The organism is Pseudomonas fluorescens (genome assembly GCF_902497775.2).
In the GTDB taxonomy this organism is placed as follows: Bacteria; Pseudomonadota; Gammaproteobacteria; order Pseudomonadales; family Pseudomonadaceae; genus Aquipseudomonas; species Aquipseudomonas putida_F.
The window spans coordinates 3,193,559-3,209,631 of sequence record NZ_OZ024668.1 but is presented as its reverse complement, the minus strand read 5'-3'; the positions used below and the strand labels follow the sequence as shown (position 1 = coordinate 3,209,631).

Below are 16,073 nucleotides of genomic sequence, written 5' to 3'. Positions count from 1 at the left end.
GGAGCATACTGTTCATCTCAGGAATTACCGGGTATCAGTTCCATGCAGTGGGGAAGCCCAATTGATGGAGGGTCAACGCATGTTCTGCTTAGTCGCCTTGCAGATCACCGTACATGTGATGGAGAGAGCTTTGGATTTCTATGTGAAACTGTTCCTCAGAGTCCGAGCGGTGTTGGAGGCGGCATCGGCAGAGGCTCGCAATCTAGTCTACTTATGGGGTTTAAAAACTACAGATATAGATCGCTTGTTTAAATAGTTTTAAGGGGCTAGACGGTGCCCGAGGCGCGTTTATTTTTTGAATCGTGTCTGTTGATAGCCTTGAGACACCGGTATCCTTGGGCAATGCGCCCGATAGCATTCCTCGCATATTTCATGGCGACATAACAATAATCTTGTAAGTTGGAAGAGATGTTATGGCCCATTTATTTAAATGGGTTCAGTGTTTTTCTGGAGTGCTTGAGGTTTTTCGAAATATCTGACTGAGTGTGCCAGGTTAATCGAGCAGATTCAGGGAAAGGTGTAAAGTCTACACGGAAGAAAATATTTCTTTTCTCTGCTGTAAATAGTTGCTCAACAATTGGTATGTATTTTTCATGTGTAAGCTTGTTCTCCTTGTAGTCGTAGTCAGCTAGCGTGCCAGCGAGCAAGTCAGGTATTCTAATGAGTGAGTCGTACCACATTTCTCCTTCCTTTTCAGGAATACCAAATATTAGTTTGCCATGATATTCATTTCCAGTATTTAGAGTTAGGGTGTGGTGAAGGTGTTCAGTGCAAGTGAAAAGGTAGTTTCCGATTTTATCAGATTTGAAGTTTAGCATTGCATCTCTGTCAGAAAACCAGCCGATTACTTCGGTGGTATGCAGTGATGTTGTCTTTGCCATTATATAGGCCGCAAGCGTTGAAATGACTTCGATGTCTCTAAACATTTTAAAGTTAACACCGGCAGAGTTGATGAGTTTCTGTGCGGCTTTAAATTGTTTTATTGATTTCACGTATGTTGATTTTTCCTCTGGGGTGTTGGTGCACCAAAGCTCAAGCTGAGCGATTGTTGCTTTAATTTTTGCATCGTGGTATGCGCGTTCGTCATGATGGAGCTTTCGATTTTTATCAAGCTTAATGCAGATGTTAAAGATTGGCCCATTGCACAAAAAGTCTAAGAATCTACCTCCAACCTCGCGGGTTTTTTTAATGTCGGCGGGCGCCATTCTATCAATTGTTGATTTAATGTCGTCTAGGTCGGAAATGTATGGGATGACTGAAAAAACTACGGTGTCGTTAGGTTTTTTTTGGGCACCGATGACATAGTCCGATGAAATTATCCACTTTGTGACATTAGAGAAGCTTTTTAGATAATCGGTTAATAATCTCTCGCCACTTTGTGAAAATGTTTCATCAAGGTGGAATAAGAAGCAGTTGATGGGGATCCCGGCTTGGTCAGTTTGGGTATCGAGATCTGTGTACTTTTTTTTTAGCTCTTTCAGGTTCATTGAGGCGTGTTCTTGGTTGAAGTTTTTGGCTGATTTAAGGAAGAAGGCTAGGTGCCTTCTTCATAATCTGATTTCATATGTCTACAGCCAGTTTGACGGAATCAGACCATCGCCTTTCTTGCTCCAGGATGCAGCGGAGTGGGTGTGGGGGATCCCGCTCCAGATGTCCTTGCCGGCATGCTCGAGCACGATGATCTGGAGGTTGGCCTTTGTCCGTTTTATGGCTTCGCCAAGAACCTCAAAAATCCGTCGAGTTGCGATCAAGTCCTCAGTCCGATGTTCTCGGAGCGTGGCAATGTCGGAGTCCAACGCGTTGGCGCCTTGATCGCTGCTCGGGAAGTAGACTTGGCTGGGCTGGTCGATCACAAGGAAGCTCAGCGGCGGTAGATGTTGATTCTCTTCTTCCAGCAGGTACTCGTGGATGCCTAGGAATGCGGCAATGTGGTATCCCATCCAGTTGGCGCCGCTTCCTACCTCCCACAGGTAATCGAACTGCTTGAAGTCCTTGTCGAAACGAATGGTCAGTTCCTTGCGATCCAGCTTGAGTACAGAGTTGGTTGCTCCCTCCAGATTGCCAAAGGTGTCGGCATAGTGCTCGATGAGCTCGCCCACCTTCTGATCGACCAGCTGTTCGCGATCTTGGCGATTTGTTCTGCTCATCAACCTGTCGAGATCTTGGATCTTGGCGGTAACGGCCTTCATGCGTTCAGTGATGGCTTCATCCGCAGATGTCTGACCGATTTTTTTGAGGACTTCAGAGATTGTCCCGGCAAGGTAGTAAATTTCGCCAACGGCATTCCGAAGCTTCTCATCCTCTGCCAGGATCGCGTTCTTCTCTGCGCGGATGCCATGCAGCTTCTTTTCTTCTGCAGCAAGCTTTCGCTTTAAGGTCGAGATCTTGTTGTCAAATGCAGGGTTCTGCTCAAGGATATCGGCGACTCGCGTGATCTGGTTGACCTTTTTCTCCAAATTGCTGATCACTAATCCCAAGGATTCTGAAGTGGATCCGCAGGCTACGCACTGACCTTCAGGTTCGAAGCTCTGTTTCAGCCAGTTCAAGCCAACGACGTGGGCCCTTTCCTGGTTTACAGCTTTTACAAACCGTTGGCCGTTCTCCGCGAGGCTGCTGTAACCACTGATTTCTTCGCCGAGATCATCGACAACACGCTGCTGCTCAGTTTCCTTTGCTACTGCAGCGTCGAACCGCTCGTTGATATGCAGGCGCTTTGGTTCGACCAGTGTCTGCTCTAGGCGCCTATCCTTGTAGGCCTGCACCACCGACCTGAGTTTGAGAATCTTTGAGTCAAGGATGTCCGGGATGTCCGCATCGAGCAGCCCTATCTCGATACATTTGTCCAGCGTGCGGTCGACTTCGGTTTTCCAGTGAGCTTTGGATTTCTCAACGACAGTGAGCTCTTTCTTGAGGCTTTCAAGTTCCTTCGACGCCTCATCACGTCGACGCTCATTCATGACGTACTGCGCGTCTACGATGCCCAGTGCATAGGGCATGGCTCGAATGAGCTTTTCACGGTGTGTCCAGGTGTCAGCCTTGAAGAAAAGCGTGTTGGGGTTCGCCACGATGTGTTGTGGGAGAAAGTTGAACGCTGCCAAGTCCCTGAAGGATGTGCGGCCATCAAGGGGGCTCGGTTTCTCGGCGTCTGAATGTGGTAGGTCACTCACCCGGGTAAGGTTGTTGAACTTGTCCTTGAAGATCGCCCTGGTCGTCTTGGTAGGCACGATTTCTGGGAGCATCCCCGTGAATGGCTCAAAGTAATAATCGTTGGATGGGGTGCCGTCTTTAGGCCCTTTCCGAGCGATGAGCCACGTCTCCCCTCGAAGCGTTACCTTGAGGCCGAACCACATGACCTTATCCCTGATAACGCCAATAGGGATCTGGCATTTAGAGGAGCCTAAGGCGTAGTCAATCACGTGCAAGATGGACGATTTACCGGTGCGGCTGAGGCCGTGAATGATGTTGATCTTTGACTTTTCGAATGGGATCTCTTGGATCTCATTGTTCTGGTTTCTGGGCCAGAGAATTACTGAGTCAATGTGAAATTTCATTGGGGATCCCGAAGAAAAGCTTGATGAGGGTTGGCGTGTCGACACCGGCATACCAGTTGGCTAGGCGGTTAATCGTCGACACCATCTCCTTGGGAAGGGCTGACTTGGTGCCTTTGGGCCAGCGGGCGATTAGGTTGTTAAAGACGGGGAGGTCATTTTCACGAGGTGTAACCGCTAGGAGTTTCGTGGAAACGGCCAGGTTCAAGCCCTGGACGGTGACTGCTGCTCGAGAAGCTACACGCTGCACCAAGTCAACCTTCAGCTCGGGTGACTCACGGAGAATGGCGTCCAGTTTCGATCTGGCATTGCGGCTACATAGGGCCACTCGCGAGGCCTCGTCCCAAGCAAGCGGGAGTACGAGCTTCAGCTTCAAGAGATCGAGTGGGTGCTCTGATGCCTCAAGCTCGTACTGCTGTACAAACAGCGTCAGCAAAAAGCATGAGAGCGAACTGTTGTGGACGACGTATCTGTCCAAATAGGGCCGGTTCAAGGCTGCTCACCTGTCGTTGGGTGCCAATGGACTGGATGGTTGGTGCCGTCGTCGTTTACCTGATGGTGGTATGTACCCAGGTACAGGTAACGATGATTCGATTTGAGCCGACCTAGCTCGATTTTGAAACTCTCTGGCGAAATGGTCGCTAGATAGATCTTCTTATGGTCAGCCTTGGAGAAGTCCTCGAATGGGATCTCCGCATAGTTTGAATGGACTTCTCGGAGGTTATCCCAGCGGTCACGCAGCATTTCCTCCAGATCGTCAAAGTGCTCAGGGAGAATCTTCCCTTTGAGCAACAATCTCGAGCGCTCTGCATACCCGCCCCAGTAATGGCCCAGCTCCTTTTCAATGGATCGCTCCATGATTCCGAGCGATTTGAGCTGAGCGATAAATGGCAATTGAAGCTCGCGGTTGAGCTCAACCAGTGCTTGGTAACCAGTGTCCTCGAGCTTCCTTGGAGTCCATGCTTCGCTCAAGAATTTGTCGAACAAAATCTGCTTAAGGTTGAAGTAAGGCTGGGAGGTTGTCCAAAACGGTTGTTTACGCCGCCACGAGTCAAGCGCTGCGTTGAACAGGTGACCTGATAGGCTATCGAGAATGATCTTCTTGTGATCATCCAGACCGTCTGGGAACTGCAGGGCGGTATACATCGCCTCTGTAATAGAGTCTGACTCCAGCCTGTGAATCAACTCGAAACGGGTGATAACGTAAGCTAAGGATTCGTCATCGAACGCCGTCACCTTGGCAGCGATCTCTGCGACAGCACCTGTCATTGTCAGCGCCTGGGCACGCAGGTGAGAGATTGCTGCGGCCACACTTTCTGGGCTCGAGGCGGTTGAAAGTCTATGAGCCAGGCTTCCTTGGCTAACCGAACCATTAGTGACAAGGAGGAACAGGAGCTCTTGATGGTTCCACTGTGACTGCTCAAGCTTGTCAAGCCAGTTCTTGAAGGTGTTCCACAAATTCCGGCTACTGTCCTGCAACGGGTTTTTGGCAGCGAGAGTTAGCTTGTCCTGCTCCTGGATGGAGATTGTCCCCGTCGCAGTGGGGATTACCTCTTCGACATCATCTGCTGTTTCGATTCCGAAGAGTGCGCCCTGATGACTGCTATGGAAGATTCTGTAAAGCGCACGCTCGAACTGATAGCCGAATCCGGCAATGCTTGCGCTGGCTTCTGTGTTGTCCATGATTCCTTCTCTTGGATTGTCGCACTGGGCGTCCTATAGCGCGGTGGCGAAGCCTGAACCAGCGCCAGCGAAGGAATCTACAAGCATTGGCGGCATTGAGCCACCCTTTAGGGCGGATTGAGATGCGTGAGGCTGGACATTTAACGTATAGGATAGGTTTTATGCTGTATCTATATACAGGGCTTATCGCGCCCAAATACTAAATCCACTTCTTCTGCCTCCTGGCCCATTTAAATTTCCTTGATCACTCTGCAGAGGGTGCCGGCACTGGATAGGCAGGGATGTTCAGTTTGTACTGCAAACGTTGCGACAGAAAACCAAAGCTGAGGAGATCATCGTCAATACCGAAGGTCGTTTTCTATCGCTTTTGGAGTCGGCACGTTCACCTGGTCAGGCGGGCGCTGCTGCAGAAGACCCGCTAGCTGCTGCCGCTGTTGCCGACCAAGGGCCGCTCTACGACAGTTTAAAAAAACGGCTATACGAAATTCGCGAGCTGCCTCCCCATGCCCGTGGCTATGCCTTTGGAGGCTTTCTGAAGGACTTATTCGACAGCTCGAGATTACAGGCGCGTGCACCGTTCCGGCTGGTTGGTGAGCAAATAGACGGTAGCTTCCAGCTTGGGAACGAGACCTACCTGGTCGAAGCGAAATGGGTGCGAGATCCCATCGGCGCCGATGAGCTCCATGGGTTTCACGGGAGGGTCGACCAGAAGGCCGCATGGGCCCGTGGCTTGTTCATCAGCTATGGGGGCTTAACCTCTGTAGGCTTACAAGCATTTGGCCGGGGCCGAAAAGTGATCTGCATGTCCGGCGAGGATATCTACAAGGCGCTTGGGCGGCGGATTCCAATTGCTGATGTGATTGAGCGGAAAGTGCGAGCTGCTGCTGAAACAGGAGCTGCGTTTGTAACTGTGGATGAGCTTTTTGGCGAATGAATGCTTTGCCGAAAGATCAAAACAACTCCCGATGGTTTAGGATGTCAGTCTGTTTCCTACTAGACCTAAAAAGGACTAGGGGGCTCTTGACAAGGGAGTTTGATGACATCATGACCAAACGGAGGAATGGGTGTTCATCGCTTAGGGCGCGGCAAAGCCGCCATTGAGCCTTGGTTATCCATCAAGCTGATTTAGCCTTCTGAAAGCGTTCCTTATGAAGCATTGTTTGATAGGTGCTGCTAAAAATCCACTTGCCGGGAATTTCGGGCAAGAGGTTTAGCGTTCCATTCCCCATATAGTCGTACAATCTTTTTAGGAGCAGAAAGTCGGCTCTTTTTGTAAAGTTGTTCAAACTCTCTAATGGTATGAAACCGTAAAGCGCTGCGTCGATATTGTTTTTAGCGCCTCTGGCTGTGACGCCGATTACTTCCATTGAGTCGTTGAACATAGGGCCACCACTGTTACCCTCCATTAGCGTGAAATCTACCAGCCAAAGGTCTAGGTCAACCTGTCGACGCCGTTGAGTAGTATGACCTTTTGCGATGTAGTGTGCTGTACCGTCTCGATGTTTAGGAAAGCCGATAGATAGAACCGGATCGGTGTGGCGAACAATGATCTTGTCACATTTTCGCAGGGCAGGTATGTTTCGAAACTCCTCATTGGGATGGAAAATAGCCAAGTCTGCTTTCTTGTCCGAAAGGATAAGCTCTGCGGAGTATTCCTTCGGGTCGCCGGCACGGTGGAACGAAATGGAGTGACGAGCGATGGTTTTGGATACCCCGGTCACGACGTGTTCGTTGGTCACTATGCCGACCCCCTCCAGAAGGAAGGCTGTTCCTTGGCTTTCGTCAATGATGTTGTTCACGACAAAAATCGAGTTTCCTAAAATCTCTTCTGGTGATTTTTTGAACTCAGTATTTTCTTTGCCTATTGCCACTGTAAACTCGTACGCCAATCGACGGTATATCTTGTCACCTCGCCCTCGAACCATCTGGATGTAGTTCAGTCGACCTTTGACCACCTTGATATAAAAATCGCCAGCATTGTCCTTTGTCCGCAGAATTTGTCGAGGCTGCAGCGGCTGATTCTCGCCCTTGAGGATCTCCAAATATCTGGCTTCTGCTAGCTCAGGCCCGTAGCGCTTGAGGGCGTTGATCATTGAGCTCGTTAAACGGATGAACTCTCTCGTGACGTTCGGCATATCGTTAACGACAAGCCCCGTTACCATCTGTCGCTGCGTTCGGTGCTGAAGACGCGTTTTTTCAGGATTTATGATGAATCCATTGGATTTGATGATTTCTTCCAGCTCGCGCCCAGGTATCGCTCTGCCGTCCTCGGAAATTTCGACAATATCCTTCGGTAGATGTTTTGCGGTGCTGGTAAACGAAAATGTGATGTCGTCAGCATACCTGGTGAAATGACATTTGCCTGACTTTGCTAACGCCTGCAGTTGTGAGTCAAGCTTGCGGCATATCATGTTAGATATCAGCGGTGACGTAGGGGCGCCCTGAGCTAATTTCCCATCGCTGCAACAGATTTGTGCCATGACCGTCGCAACATTATGGGGTGCATTAAATGGATGAGCCATGAATAAGTTTCTGACTCGCCCGAAGTGAATACTTTCAAAAAAATCTTTCAGGTCAATGTTGAATACATATCTCTTTCTGGAGTGAATCTGAGCATTTGTCTTAACGTTCCTGCCCTTGACGAAGCCATGGCTGGAAGATTTTGGGGAATAAAAATTTTCCAGATGCGGCAATAGTGCATGCTGAATTGCTTTCATCACCCGTTTGGGGGCTTTGATGGTGCGATGGGTTTTGTTTTTCTTTAAAATAGAAAAGCTTACGTAATGGCTGCCTTTCCTTTTGTAAAGAAAGTTCAGTAGTTTGTTTTGATCAACCTTTAGTAACTGGCAGAACCCATCAAGGCTGCTAAAACCTGGGCCAAACAAATTCTTGAGAATTTCGTCGATATCCATTCGTAGTACCGGGTCTCGGGGCTATTTTCTCTTCTACCAGCGCCATCGATAACGTCAACGTATAGCGCGATCAGGCAAAGCTACCCTTGCAGTGGCCACCGCATATAGTCAGTGGAAAGTTAAATCGTGCCCCGAGCCCGGTGGTAAACTGATATCACGGCACGCATTGCTGGTCAACGCGTACTGGGAGAAGCTTCAGGCCGGTGTCAGACAATCATGCTGAAAAGCGATATTTTTTTTCTTCTGGATTCAGTCCGTCTGGAGGTTGGGCAGTAGTCTGCGTGTGTGGATCTGCCAATCTCGAAGGTTCTCTCAGGCACCAAATCCATGCTTAATACGCTGAATCAGACTCAGAGCTTGCTCGATGGCGACATCCCTAGGACGTTTCGTTCCCAGGGTGCGCAAGGGCTTCGGTAGCCAGTTCAGCGCGCTTTTCTTGTCGCCGAATACAGCAATGGCTGCTTCAAGCAGCTGGGGGTCAATCGTTTCCGTCGATTCGGGGCTTTCGTGCGTTGGAGTCATCCCGTCGTTGATCGCGGCCACCTGCGAGGCGCCCAGCCTCGACCACACTGAAGCCGCATAGCGCAGCGTCCAGCGCTTGCTGCCCGCACTCATCGTCCGAATTTAGGGCTCTGCGCCGCTATTCGTGCTGTCGTGTAAGCGTTGGCGAACTCGGACTGGTCAATTGTGCCCCTCGTTAGACTCTCATTGAGCTCGGTAAAGATTCGCAAACCTTCGGTAGCCGCTGCGGACTCCAACTGAGCATATTTCGAACCTAGCAACCGGATGGCAACCTTCTCAAGACGCTCGTCCATTTGGTCACCATGGTGAGACTCGACCAACAGCCTGTAAACCGTCCAGAGTCGTTTGGCGCAAGCCCTCGGCAAGTGACCCATGAGCGCGGCGGTGATGATCAAAAGGACTATGGTCTCAAGGGCCTGATCAGGAGCATCATTTTTCATGGCTGCTTTGACATGCCAGTGTCGCATCAGCGCAGCTAGTCCAATCTCAGGAAGCAGAGCCTGCTCCACTAGTACACGCAGCGCCGATGCTGCATGCCCCAGCGCTTTCTCAAAGGGCACGCGGTAGTCCCAGAGCGCCGAGATCATTGAAATGAACTCAGGTTCTGCGTCAAGGATTTCTACGCCTTGACGTACGGTTCGTGCAGTAAAGGCAGCCGAAGGGAGTAACTGCACAATCTCGGATAGCTGTACGATTACCCCAACCCGCCATTCGCACAGCTGCGCAATTTTGCCCGCTTTTTCAAGTAGTGAGAGCTGCCCAACCTCTGTCAGGGCGGCCAGGACGTCAAGCGTGCAGAAGCCATCGACCTCGGAACCTGCGGCACAAAAAGTGCGCAGCGCTTCGTCATCAGAATAGAGCCTGTACCGTTCTGGCTCTTTGGCGCATATCTCCACCATTTCGCTGTTGCTTCGCCCAATTACTTTTGAGGACGATGCTTCGCTTGCTTCCTCTAGAGAGGAGGGTTGGAGGATCGAAGCGAGGTGGGGCTTCAAGGCGTTCTGCAGGCTCAGGCATTTGCTTCGCATTGGGCTTCCGAATAAAGGATTTGTGAACTCGGCAAGCTCCTCCATCGTGGCTCTGGCCACTGCAATTTGGCCGAAGAAAGTGATGACGGCGTCGATGAGCCCCAAGTCATTGAGGACTAGCAGCGCTGTCCAATCCAGCAAAGGCACTCGCTTGCGCAGGTCATCGGCACCGATCGGTTGCCAACCAATATCGTTGACCATCGCCAGGTGATACTGGCGATCATCCCGGCTGGACACCTTGGCAACATCCCACAGATGCACGATATCGGAAATGCAGGACAGCACCAGTCGCGGGCGCCATGAGAAAGGGATGGTGTTTAATCCCTGCTGTAGGGAGCGCTCCAACCGTTTCTGGAACGCTTCTCTGTCGGGCGTCAGTCCAGTCAGTGCTTTCAGGCTTTCAACCAACTCCGTGCCAGAGGCGCCCTCTCGAACTTCGCCTCTCCACAGCATCCGGGAATTCGGGAAATTTCTGAAGAATGCATCAGCGTGTGTTTGGAATTGCTCTCTATCCCTGGCAAGGTCGATGTCACTGCGTCCACCTAGGGTGCCGCTCAGGTGCATCATTAAATAGGTGCCTTCCTGGCTCTCTACGCTCTGATCCACCAGTTCGCCTGCTCGCAGGGCCAGCTCAAATAGCCTGTCGCTCGTTGGGTTGGAAAACTGAATGAGAAAGAACAGTAACTTCAAGAGCCCCAGCTGTTCTCCTTTGGACTTCGCATTTTCGAGAGCCCTTTCCGCCGCCTCTACGGCGTCATCGACGTAACCGCAGCGAGTGGCGATCGTGGCATAGGTGTTCAGAGCCAGTGGGTCGTCGGATCCTGTAGCTACAATTTTCAACAACCGATCGCGGGCTTTTTCCGTTTCGCCTAGATGATCAAGTGCCAATGCCTCAAAGGCCCCCATTCGATCACCCGGCTCAACGCGGACGAATCAGCGAGCTCGCTGACCAGTTGGCCGCCTTGCTGGATCGGCGCGATAGCATCCACAACTACACCGGCTTCAGATCGAATACGCACTACCGCATCCTGGATATCGTGCACGAAGCGTCGGAGCACAATTATCACTACGAGAGTTATGTGAAGGATGATCTGGAACGTCTTCAGTACCAGTTCGACCTGAAGTATTGGCCGGCATTGAGCTAGGTGGTTCAAGCGATCGGTACCGATGCGGATAGGTCTGAGGTCACCGCCACTGACCCGGCTACTGCAGCTGCCACCGAAAGCCGGAAATCAGGACGTTCGGACTTCGTGAAAGCTTTCTTGGCCCGACTTGATGACAACAGAGTGAGGGAGTGTGGCTTCATACCCAATGGCTTTGCGCTCTCTGACAGCGCTATGGCCTCGCTCGTCAATTGTGCCCTGAATCTGACATTTGATGAGCTGGTGGACGCCGAATTCATCAAGCGCTTTCGGCAGCGGCAACGTCAGGCGAATAAAGCCTGAGTGCATTGGGGCCAGCTCAGCGTGTCATGGGGCGGTGCGACCACCGGTCATGAGGGGCACCTTGGTGCGGCTTACTTTAGGCTTACTTTAACCAATGGCATGAACTGGTTGCCCAGGCAGGGCCGGCGTTATTGCATCAATTGGGGCTTCTTCGAAGAAAGGGCGCAACTGCCGCAGTTCTGCGAGGTTGTCTTGTAGTGGTCTAATGATTCCGGACACCCATTTAGGCGAGAATGCTCGCCACAGAGAGGTGTCTGATGACCAAGCAACGCCGTACCTTTACGCCCGAGTTCAAGCGAGAAGCCGCCAGCCTGGTGCTCGATCAGGGCTACAGCCATATCGAAGCAGCTCGCTCACTAGGGTTGGTTGAGTCTGCCCTGCGCCGCTGGGTCAACCAGCTCCAGCAAGAACGAGGCGGTGTCACTCCGACCAGTAAGGCGCTCACGCCCGAGCAGCAAAAAATCCAGGAGCTGGAAGCTCGGATCAATCGGCTGGAACGGGAAAAAACTATATTAAAAAAGGCCACCGCGCTCTTGATGGCCGAGGAACACGAGCGTTCGCGTTAATCGATCAGCTCCGCTCTGAAGAGCCTGTTGATCTGTTGTGCTCGGTATTTGAAGTCACCCGATCTTGCTACTACGCGCACTGCCGAAAACGGCGAACTCCCGACGTTGAGCGGCTGGTTTTACGCAGCCGTGTAAACGAATTGTTCACCCAAAGCCGCAGTGCCGCAGGCAGTCGAAGCATCATGTTCATGATGCGCGAGGACGGCATAGAAATCGGGCGTTTCAAGGTGCGCAAGCTGATGAGCGAAATGAAGTTGATCAGCAAGCAACCCGGCTCACATGCCTACAAAAAGGCGACGGTCGAGCGGCCGGATATTCCGAACGTGCTGGATCGAGCGTTCAGCGTATCGGCACCCAATGAGGTCTGGTGTGGTGACATCACGTATGTCTGGGCTCAAGGTCGCTGGCACTATTTGGCGGCTGTGATTGATCTGTTCGCCCGCCGCGTGGTGGGCTGGGCGTTTTCATCGAAGCCCGATGCCGACTTGGTGATCAAGGCCTTGGACATGGCCTATGAACAGCGTGGTCGGCCACAGAGTGTGCTGTTTCACAGCGATCAAGGCAGCCAATACGGCAGCCGAAGCTTCCGCCAGCGACTGTGGCGTTATCGCTTCACACAGAGCATGAGTCGGCGCGGAAACTGCCACGACAATGCGCCGATGGAAAGGTTGTTTCGCAGTCTGAAAACAGAATGGGTACCGAGCGTGGGCTACATGAGCGCTACGCTGGCACAGCAGGATATCGGCCGGTTTTTGATGCAGCGCTACAACTGGCAACGGCCACATCAATTTAACAGCGGGCTGGCGCCCGCTGTGGCCGAGGAGAAACTTAACGCAGTGTCCGGGATTAGTTGACCACTACATCTTTCTGAGTTCGGGGCGCCTTCTTCGGGATAATGTCCCGCTCATAGCGGTCGAAGATTGCCTTCATGAGCAGCAGATCGCGCGGCTTATCCTTCGCTTCCAGCTCAGCCCATTTCAACCTGGCCACGTTCAGGTCTGGGCCCAGGGCGATCTCCTTGCCCGACTTGTCGAGGTAGTAGTAGCTGATACAGACCTTGCCGCTTTTGCGTTTGCGCTTGCGCTCGTAAAGCCGGGGAGGTGGCGGTTTCCAGATCCGGTAGGCCATGTAGGCGATGGCGATCATAGAAGGTGTCCTCCAGAATCAAGCAGGCTGTCACGATCCTTACGCAAGCTGTCGCGGTCTTTGCGCAGCGCCTCGTTCTCGGTGGCGAGCTTACCCAGCTGGTCAGCAGCACTTGGTCAGGCATGGGGTAGGGAAGGCGCTTACCCGCATTACATCGACACCATACACGGCTTTGTCGTACGGTTCCTGGCTACGCCCTGGCTGCTATCGGCACAATACAAGTTCACCGCGATCGATGATGAACCCGAATAGTTTTATGTCAAGGGAAACCACGATCATTTCTAGGCTGATTGCGAAGGTGATTTTTAATATTAAAACCATTTGGAAATATCGCCCCATCAGTCTTTGCTTTATACAGCTCAACTGACTCAAACTGGGCTTTCGAGAAATTACAGTCGTACAGTATGCTACCTATCAGGCTGCATTCGACGAATCGGCTCGCGCGGTAATCTCCCATGCGCATCATGGCCTTGATAAATTTACAGTCGATGAAGGCAGAATTATCTGCCATAATCTGCAGCATGTCTGCGTTTGATAAATTGCTATTTTTGAACTCTGAGTGGCTTAATTTAGAGCCTTGGAGACTAATACCTTTGAGGTTGCAATGGTCGAATTTTGAGAAGCTGAGATCAAAAAAAGATAGAGAGACATTACGTAAGTCAAGCCTGGACATCTCCAGTCCACGAAGGTCGTCTAGAATTTCTGGATAAGGCGTAGTGGAGCTTGTTGGTGGAAGTAGACTAAGTGACTTGACCCACTCAAATCTTTTCTCCCTCAGTTGGCTTATCATCTCTCTGATGATTTCCTGGCCAATTGTCGAATACCATCTGTCTCGTAGACTTTGAATTTCTACGGGCGAAAGTTCGAGTTCTCTATCCACTGTACTGCCTCCAAAAATTTACGACCCTTAACTACTCTCGATGCGCCTCTAATTCGCTCAGGAGGGATGCGTGACTCAACAGAACACTCTAGTTCACCTTTGACAGGGGAGTCCGTAAATCCTCCAGGTACTGGCACCCGACCCTCCAATAGCTGTTCCACATCCCAGCCCGGCATGCCAACAAGTTCGTATACCCATCCACCTTCAAGTGCCCAGTAAACTGCACCTTGGGCTTGGCGGTGATCGATTACTGGTCTTGCAGTTGTTCCCCGAAATGCACTGTCAACGTGCCCCCTGATATGCTTTAGCAAATCATTACATTGACCTTTAACGGGAATGCCGGTCTTGAATGCTTCCTCAGGCTCAATTCGGTCTGTTCCGTAAACACGTGTCCCAATGCGTGCTGCAGGGACTAAAGTGCCATCCGGAAGTTTTGCCATTAAACTCATCATCGCCCTATAGATTATGTGAATGCAAGATCAATTTGACTTTTCAGTTGAGACTGATATCAAGATTGGGCTGTAGTTCTTCTCCAGTATCCGGTCACTTCATTGAAGGCTCTAATGTTAAACTCCTCTTCGTCGTCGAAGTCAGCCCCACATCCTCTGGCCATCTCGTAGAAGCCCGCACCTGGTCTGCTTCCATATTTATGCACGACTAAAACGGTGAGGAAGCCCCTACCTTCCGTGTACTCATCTCTGGAAATTTCGTCGAGTAGGTAGCTCAGTCGTGGATCGCTGGCCTCGATGGAGAGGGGAAGCTGACAAACCAGGTCACTGTAGCTGATCAGCTGGCTTGCGCGATGTCTCGCACGTTCGATAAGAAGCCGCTTCGCTGCGATCCAGTCTGAAGCTACGAAACCGTGGATATGGCCAATCATCAATCAGCTCCTATTCGTCCTTTGATAAAGCTCGTAGCCGGCCTATGGGGTGGGCGGTGATTATCTAACGCATGATGGCCTAATGGCACTATTCATGCCAGCTCTGTGTGCGGTATCCGCTGCGGCTTAGGGCTCGAAAGGTGACAGTCCTCGGACGAATTTGCGGTCGCTGCTAAGGGTGGTGCATCCAGAATATGGCCAATTGGTAATGATGGCGCGGTGACAGATGTCGTCCGGGGGAATGTTGGTGGCAAACCGTAGGGAGAATATCGGGGTGAATCGACTGCCGTATTGATGACAATTTTTGGTAAATGTCTGTGTGCTGGGAATCCTCGCACCACGGTCTAAACTGACCCTGCTACCGCAATGGGTGCATCTTAGGCTGCATGAGGCTAATCGGGAGCAATAAGTAAAGCGTGCAGTCAGATGCATGCTTAACAGACGATCGAATGTTTGCGATAAAGGCCCGATTTTGTTAGGTTAAACGGGCATAAGCGGTAGGAGATCAAGAACGCCCAGATCTCCGAAAAGGGGGAGGGCCTTGGATAAGGGTTCGAATCTCTACGCTTCCGCCATCTTCAAAGCCCTGATTATTCAGGGCTTTTTGCGTTTCTGAGGGTCGAAAAATAGGGCCCTGGGAACACGCTTGGGAATAACTTAAGGCGATTAGTTTTCGGACGCGTCCTAAAACTATTGATATTTGCTCGGCTTCGCGACCGCTCCGAGCAACCAGGGCAGGGGCAATGGCATCGATCGGCGCATCATTGAAGAGTGGCCGAAGCTGTCGTAGTCCGCCCAGGTTGTCCTTTTGGGTTTTCTCAGCCTTCTTCGGGATGACATCCCGCTCATATCGGTCAAAGATGCCGCCCTCGCCGGGGGGGCGTGACTCGTTGAATAGGAGTGTTATCCTTCGCCGCTTCCCAAACGCGGAGAGTGCTTATGGGGCTGTGGGAATCAGTCAGAGCGTTTGGCTCACGAATAGTGGCGACGAAAACACGAACTGCATCATTCGTAGGGCTCGCGATTTGGATAGTTTTCCTCCAGTACGCAGAGCCATCCGCGTCATTGGTCACGTTTTCCATGCCGCTCGGAATTGCTCTGATTGCCATGGGGCCACTGGAGCTAATTCCAGATCATTGGTACAGGCTAAATTTCTTCGTCAATGCCATGGCCACCGGCTTTTTCTTTGCCAGCATCATGTTCGCGGGGGTGGCAATTGCTTTTGAACTCCCTTTGAGCAAGGGCGAAGGATCGATCTTCTGCCTTGTCTTCTGGGCTATACAGCTGGTTGCTTTCCATAGCGCGCTGCCTTGGATGAAGCGGTCGCCTCTTCGCCGATTAAGCGAGAATCGATTGGCCTACAGTCCTGCGCAGGATACGCAAAAAGCTAAGCGGGATTGAGGTTGGATACAGGCCTATCCCGGGGGAGGGGAAGGCGCAGTTTCAATGCCGCTGCAGACGCT

General features: G+C 51.4%; 15 protein-coding genes and 1 pseudogene. 5 read left to right on the top strand and 11 right to left on the bottom strand.

Going from position 1 to position 16,073, the window contains the following annotated elements; genetic code table 11:
- Nucleotides 1-422: 422 nt before the first annotated feature.
- The 4 genes from F8N82_RS14745 to F8N82_RS14730 all read right to left on the bottom strand — a co-directional run bounded on the left by F8N82_RS14745 (nt 423) and on the right by F8N82_RS14730 (nt 5,231).
- Nucleotides 423-1,487, bottom strand: a complete 1,065-nt coding sequence (locus F8N82_RS14745) for a hypothetical protein (RefSeq protein ID WP_150777063.1) — start codon at nt 1,485-1,487, stop codon at nt 423-425.
- An 81-nt stretch (nt 1,488-1,568) separates the two neighbouring features.
- Nucleotides 1,569-3,551, bottom strand: coding sequence for a DUF3732 domain-containing protein (locus F8N82_RS14740; protein ID WP_338918755.1), 1,983 nt, complete (start codon nt 3,549-3,551; stop codon nt 1,569-1,571).
- On the bottom strand, nt 3,535-4,041 hold the full coding sequence (locus F8N82_RS14735; RefSeq protein WP_150777065.1) for a three component ABC system middle component: 507 nt from the start codon (nt 4,039-4,041) through the stop codon (nt 3,535-3,537). Before F8N82_RS14735 ends, F8N82_RS14740 begins: the two co-directional genes overlap by 17 nt.
- Nucleotides 4,038-5,231, bottom strand: coding sequence for an ABC-three component system protein (locus tag F8N82_RS14730; RefSeq protein WP_338918754.1), 1,194 nt, complete (start codon nt 5,229-5,231; stop codon nt 4,038-4,040). Before F8N82_RS14730 ends, F8N82_RS14735 begins: the two co-directional genes overlap by 4 nt.
- A 304-nt stretch (nt 5,232-5,535) precedes the next feature.
- Between F8N82_RS14730 and F8N82_RS14725 the strand changes: the two genes are divergently transcribed.
- Nucleotides 5,536-6,165: a restriction endonuclease gene (locus tag F8N82_RS14725; protein WP_224793861.1), complete on the top strand. Its 630-nt coding sequence runs from the start codon at nt 5,536-5,538 to the stop codon at nt 6,163-6,165.
- A gap of 181 nt (nt 6,166-6,346) precedes the next feature.
- Here the strand turns inward: F8N82_RS14725 and F8N82_RS14720 are convergent, their stop codons facing one another.
- From F8N82_RS14720 to F8N82_RS14710, 3 genes are all read right to left on the bottom strand, one after another.
- Entirely contained in the window at nt 6,347-8,143 is a 1,797-nt protein-coding gene (locus F8N82_RS14720) for a reverse transcriptase domain-containing protein (protein ID WP_150777068.1), read from the bottom strand.
- Between the two features lie 312 nt (nt 8,144-8,455).
- Entirely contained in the window at nt 8,456-8,758 is a 303-nt protein-coding gene (locus F8N82_RS14715) for an antitoxin Xre/MbcA/ParS toxin-binding domain-containing protein (RefSeq protein WP_150777069.1), read from the bottom strand.
- The gene (locus F8N82_RS14710; protein ID WP_224793862.1) at nt 8,755-10,599 is read right to left on the bottom strand and encodes a hypothetical protein; all 1,845 of its coding nucleotides are present in this window, start codon (nt 10,597-10,599) and stop codon (nt 8,755-8,757) included. Before F8N82_RS14710 ends, F8N82_RS14715 begins: the two co-directional genes overlap by 4 nt.
- Here F8N82_RS14710 and F8N82_RS14705 point away from each other — a divergent pair.
- The 3 genes from F8N82_RS14705 (at nt 10,581) to F8N82_RS14695 (ending at nt 12,558) form a co-directional block, all read left to right on the top strand.
- Nucleotides 10,581-10,838 carry a hypothetical protein gene (locus F8N82_RS14705; protein ID WP_224793863.1) on the top strand — a complete coding sequence of 86 codons (258 nt, stop codon included), beginning with the start codon at nt 10,581-10,583 and terminating at the stop codon, nt 10,836-10,838. The genes F8N82_RS14710 and F8N82_RS14705 overlap by 19 nt on opposite strands.
- Nucleotides 10,839-10,943: 105 nt before the next feature.
- Entirely contained in the window at nt 10,944-11,138 is a 195-nt protein-coding gene (locus tag F8N82_RS14700; protein WP_224793864.1) for a hypothetical protein, read from the top strand.
- A 257-nt stretch (nt 11,139-11,395) separates the two neighbouring features.
- Nucleotides 11,396-12,558 (top strand): IS3 family transposase gene (locus tag F8N82_RS14695; RefSeq protein WP_338918746.1). Its coding sequence is split into 2 segments (ribosomal slippage): nt 11,396-11,651 and nt 11,651-12,558, totalling 1,164 coding nucleotides; the frame shifts between segments, so codons are not numbered across the junction.
- On the opposite strand, the gene F8N82_RS14690 is transcribed toward F8N82_RS14695, so the two are convergent.
- From F8N82_RS14690 to F8N82_RS14675, 4 genes and pseudogenes are all read right to left on the bottom strand, one after another.
- Complete coding sequence (locus F8N82_RS14690) at nt 12,551-12,850, bottom strand: hypothetical protein (protein WP_425328535.1); 300 nt, start codon at nt 12,848-12,850, stop codon at nt 12,551-12,553. The genes F8N82_RS14695 and F8N82_RS14690 overlap by 8 nt on opposite strands.
- A gap of 259 nt (nt 12,851-13,109) precedes the next feature.
- Nucleotides 13,110-13,730 (bottom strand): pentapeptide repeat-containing protein, encoded by a 621-nt coding sequence (locus F8N82_RS14685; protein WP_150776995.1) that lies wholly within the window; start codon nt 13,728-13,730, stop codon nt 13,110-13,112.
- 508 nt (nt 13,731-14,238) lie between these two features.
- Nucleotides 14,239-14,610, bottom strand: coding sequence for a hypothetical protein (locus F8N82_RS14680; RefSeq protein ID WP_150776996.1), 372 nt, complete (start codon nt 14,608-14,610; stop codon nt 14,239-14,241).
- A 724-nt stretch (nt 14,611-15,334) separates the two neighbouring features.
- A pseudogene (locus tag F8N82_RS14675) lies at nt 15,335-15,472 on the bottom strand (integrase); the annotation flags it as partial.
- Nucleotides 15,473-15,690: 218 nt separating this feature from the next.
- Here F8N82_RS14675 and F8N82_RS14670 point away from each other — a divergent pair.
- Complete coding sequence (locus F8N82_RS14670; protein WP_224793834.1) at nt 15,691-16,011, top strand: hypothetical protein; 321 nt, start codon at nt 15,691-15,693, stop codon at nt 16,009-16,011.
- Nucleotides 16,012-16,073 lie beyond the last annotated feature (62 nt).

Coding starts and splice junctions, on each gene's coding strand:
- F8N82_RS14745 (WP_150777063.1), bottom strand. CDS start 1,487: ATGAACCTGAAAGAGCTAAAAAAAAAGTACACAGATCTCGATACCCAA.
- F8N82_RS14740 (WP_338918755.1), bottom strand. CDS start 3,551: ATGAAATTTCACATTGACTCAGTAATTCTCTGGCCCAGAAACCAGAAC.
- F8N82_RS14730 (WP_338918754.1), bottom strand. CDS start 5,231: ATGGACAACACAGAAGCCAGCGCAAGCATTGCCGGATTCGGCTATCAG.
- F8N82_RS14720 (WP_150777068.1), bottom strand. CDS start 8,143: ATGGATATCGACGAAATTCTCAAGAATTTGTTTGGCCCAGGTTTTAGC.
- F8N82_RS14715 (WP_150777069.1), bottom strand. CDS start 8,758: ATGAGTGCGGGCAGCAAGCGCTGGACGCTGCGCTATGCGGCTTCAGTG.
- F8N82_RS14705 (WP_224793863.1), top strand. CDS start 10,581: ATGCCTCAAAGGCCCCCATTCGATCACCCGGCTCAACGCGGACGAATC.
- F8N82_RS14710 (WP_224793862.1), bottom strand. CDS start 10,599: ATGGGGGCCTTTGAGGCATTGGCACTTGATCATCTAGGCGAAACGGAA.
- F8N82_RS14690 (WP_425328535.1), bottom strand. CDS start 12,850: ATGATCGCCATCGCCTACATGGCCTACCGGATCTGGAAACCGCCACCT.
- F8N82_RS14680 (WP_150776996.1), bottom strand. CDS start 14,610: ATGATTGGCCATATCCACGGTTTCGTAGCTTCAGACTGGATCGCAGCG.
- F8N82_RS14670 (WP_224793834.1), top strand. CDS start 15,691: ATGCCGCTCGGAATTGCTCTGATTGCCATGGGGCCACTGGAGCTAATT.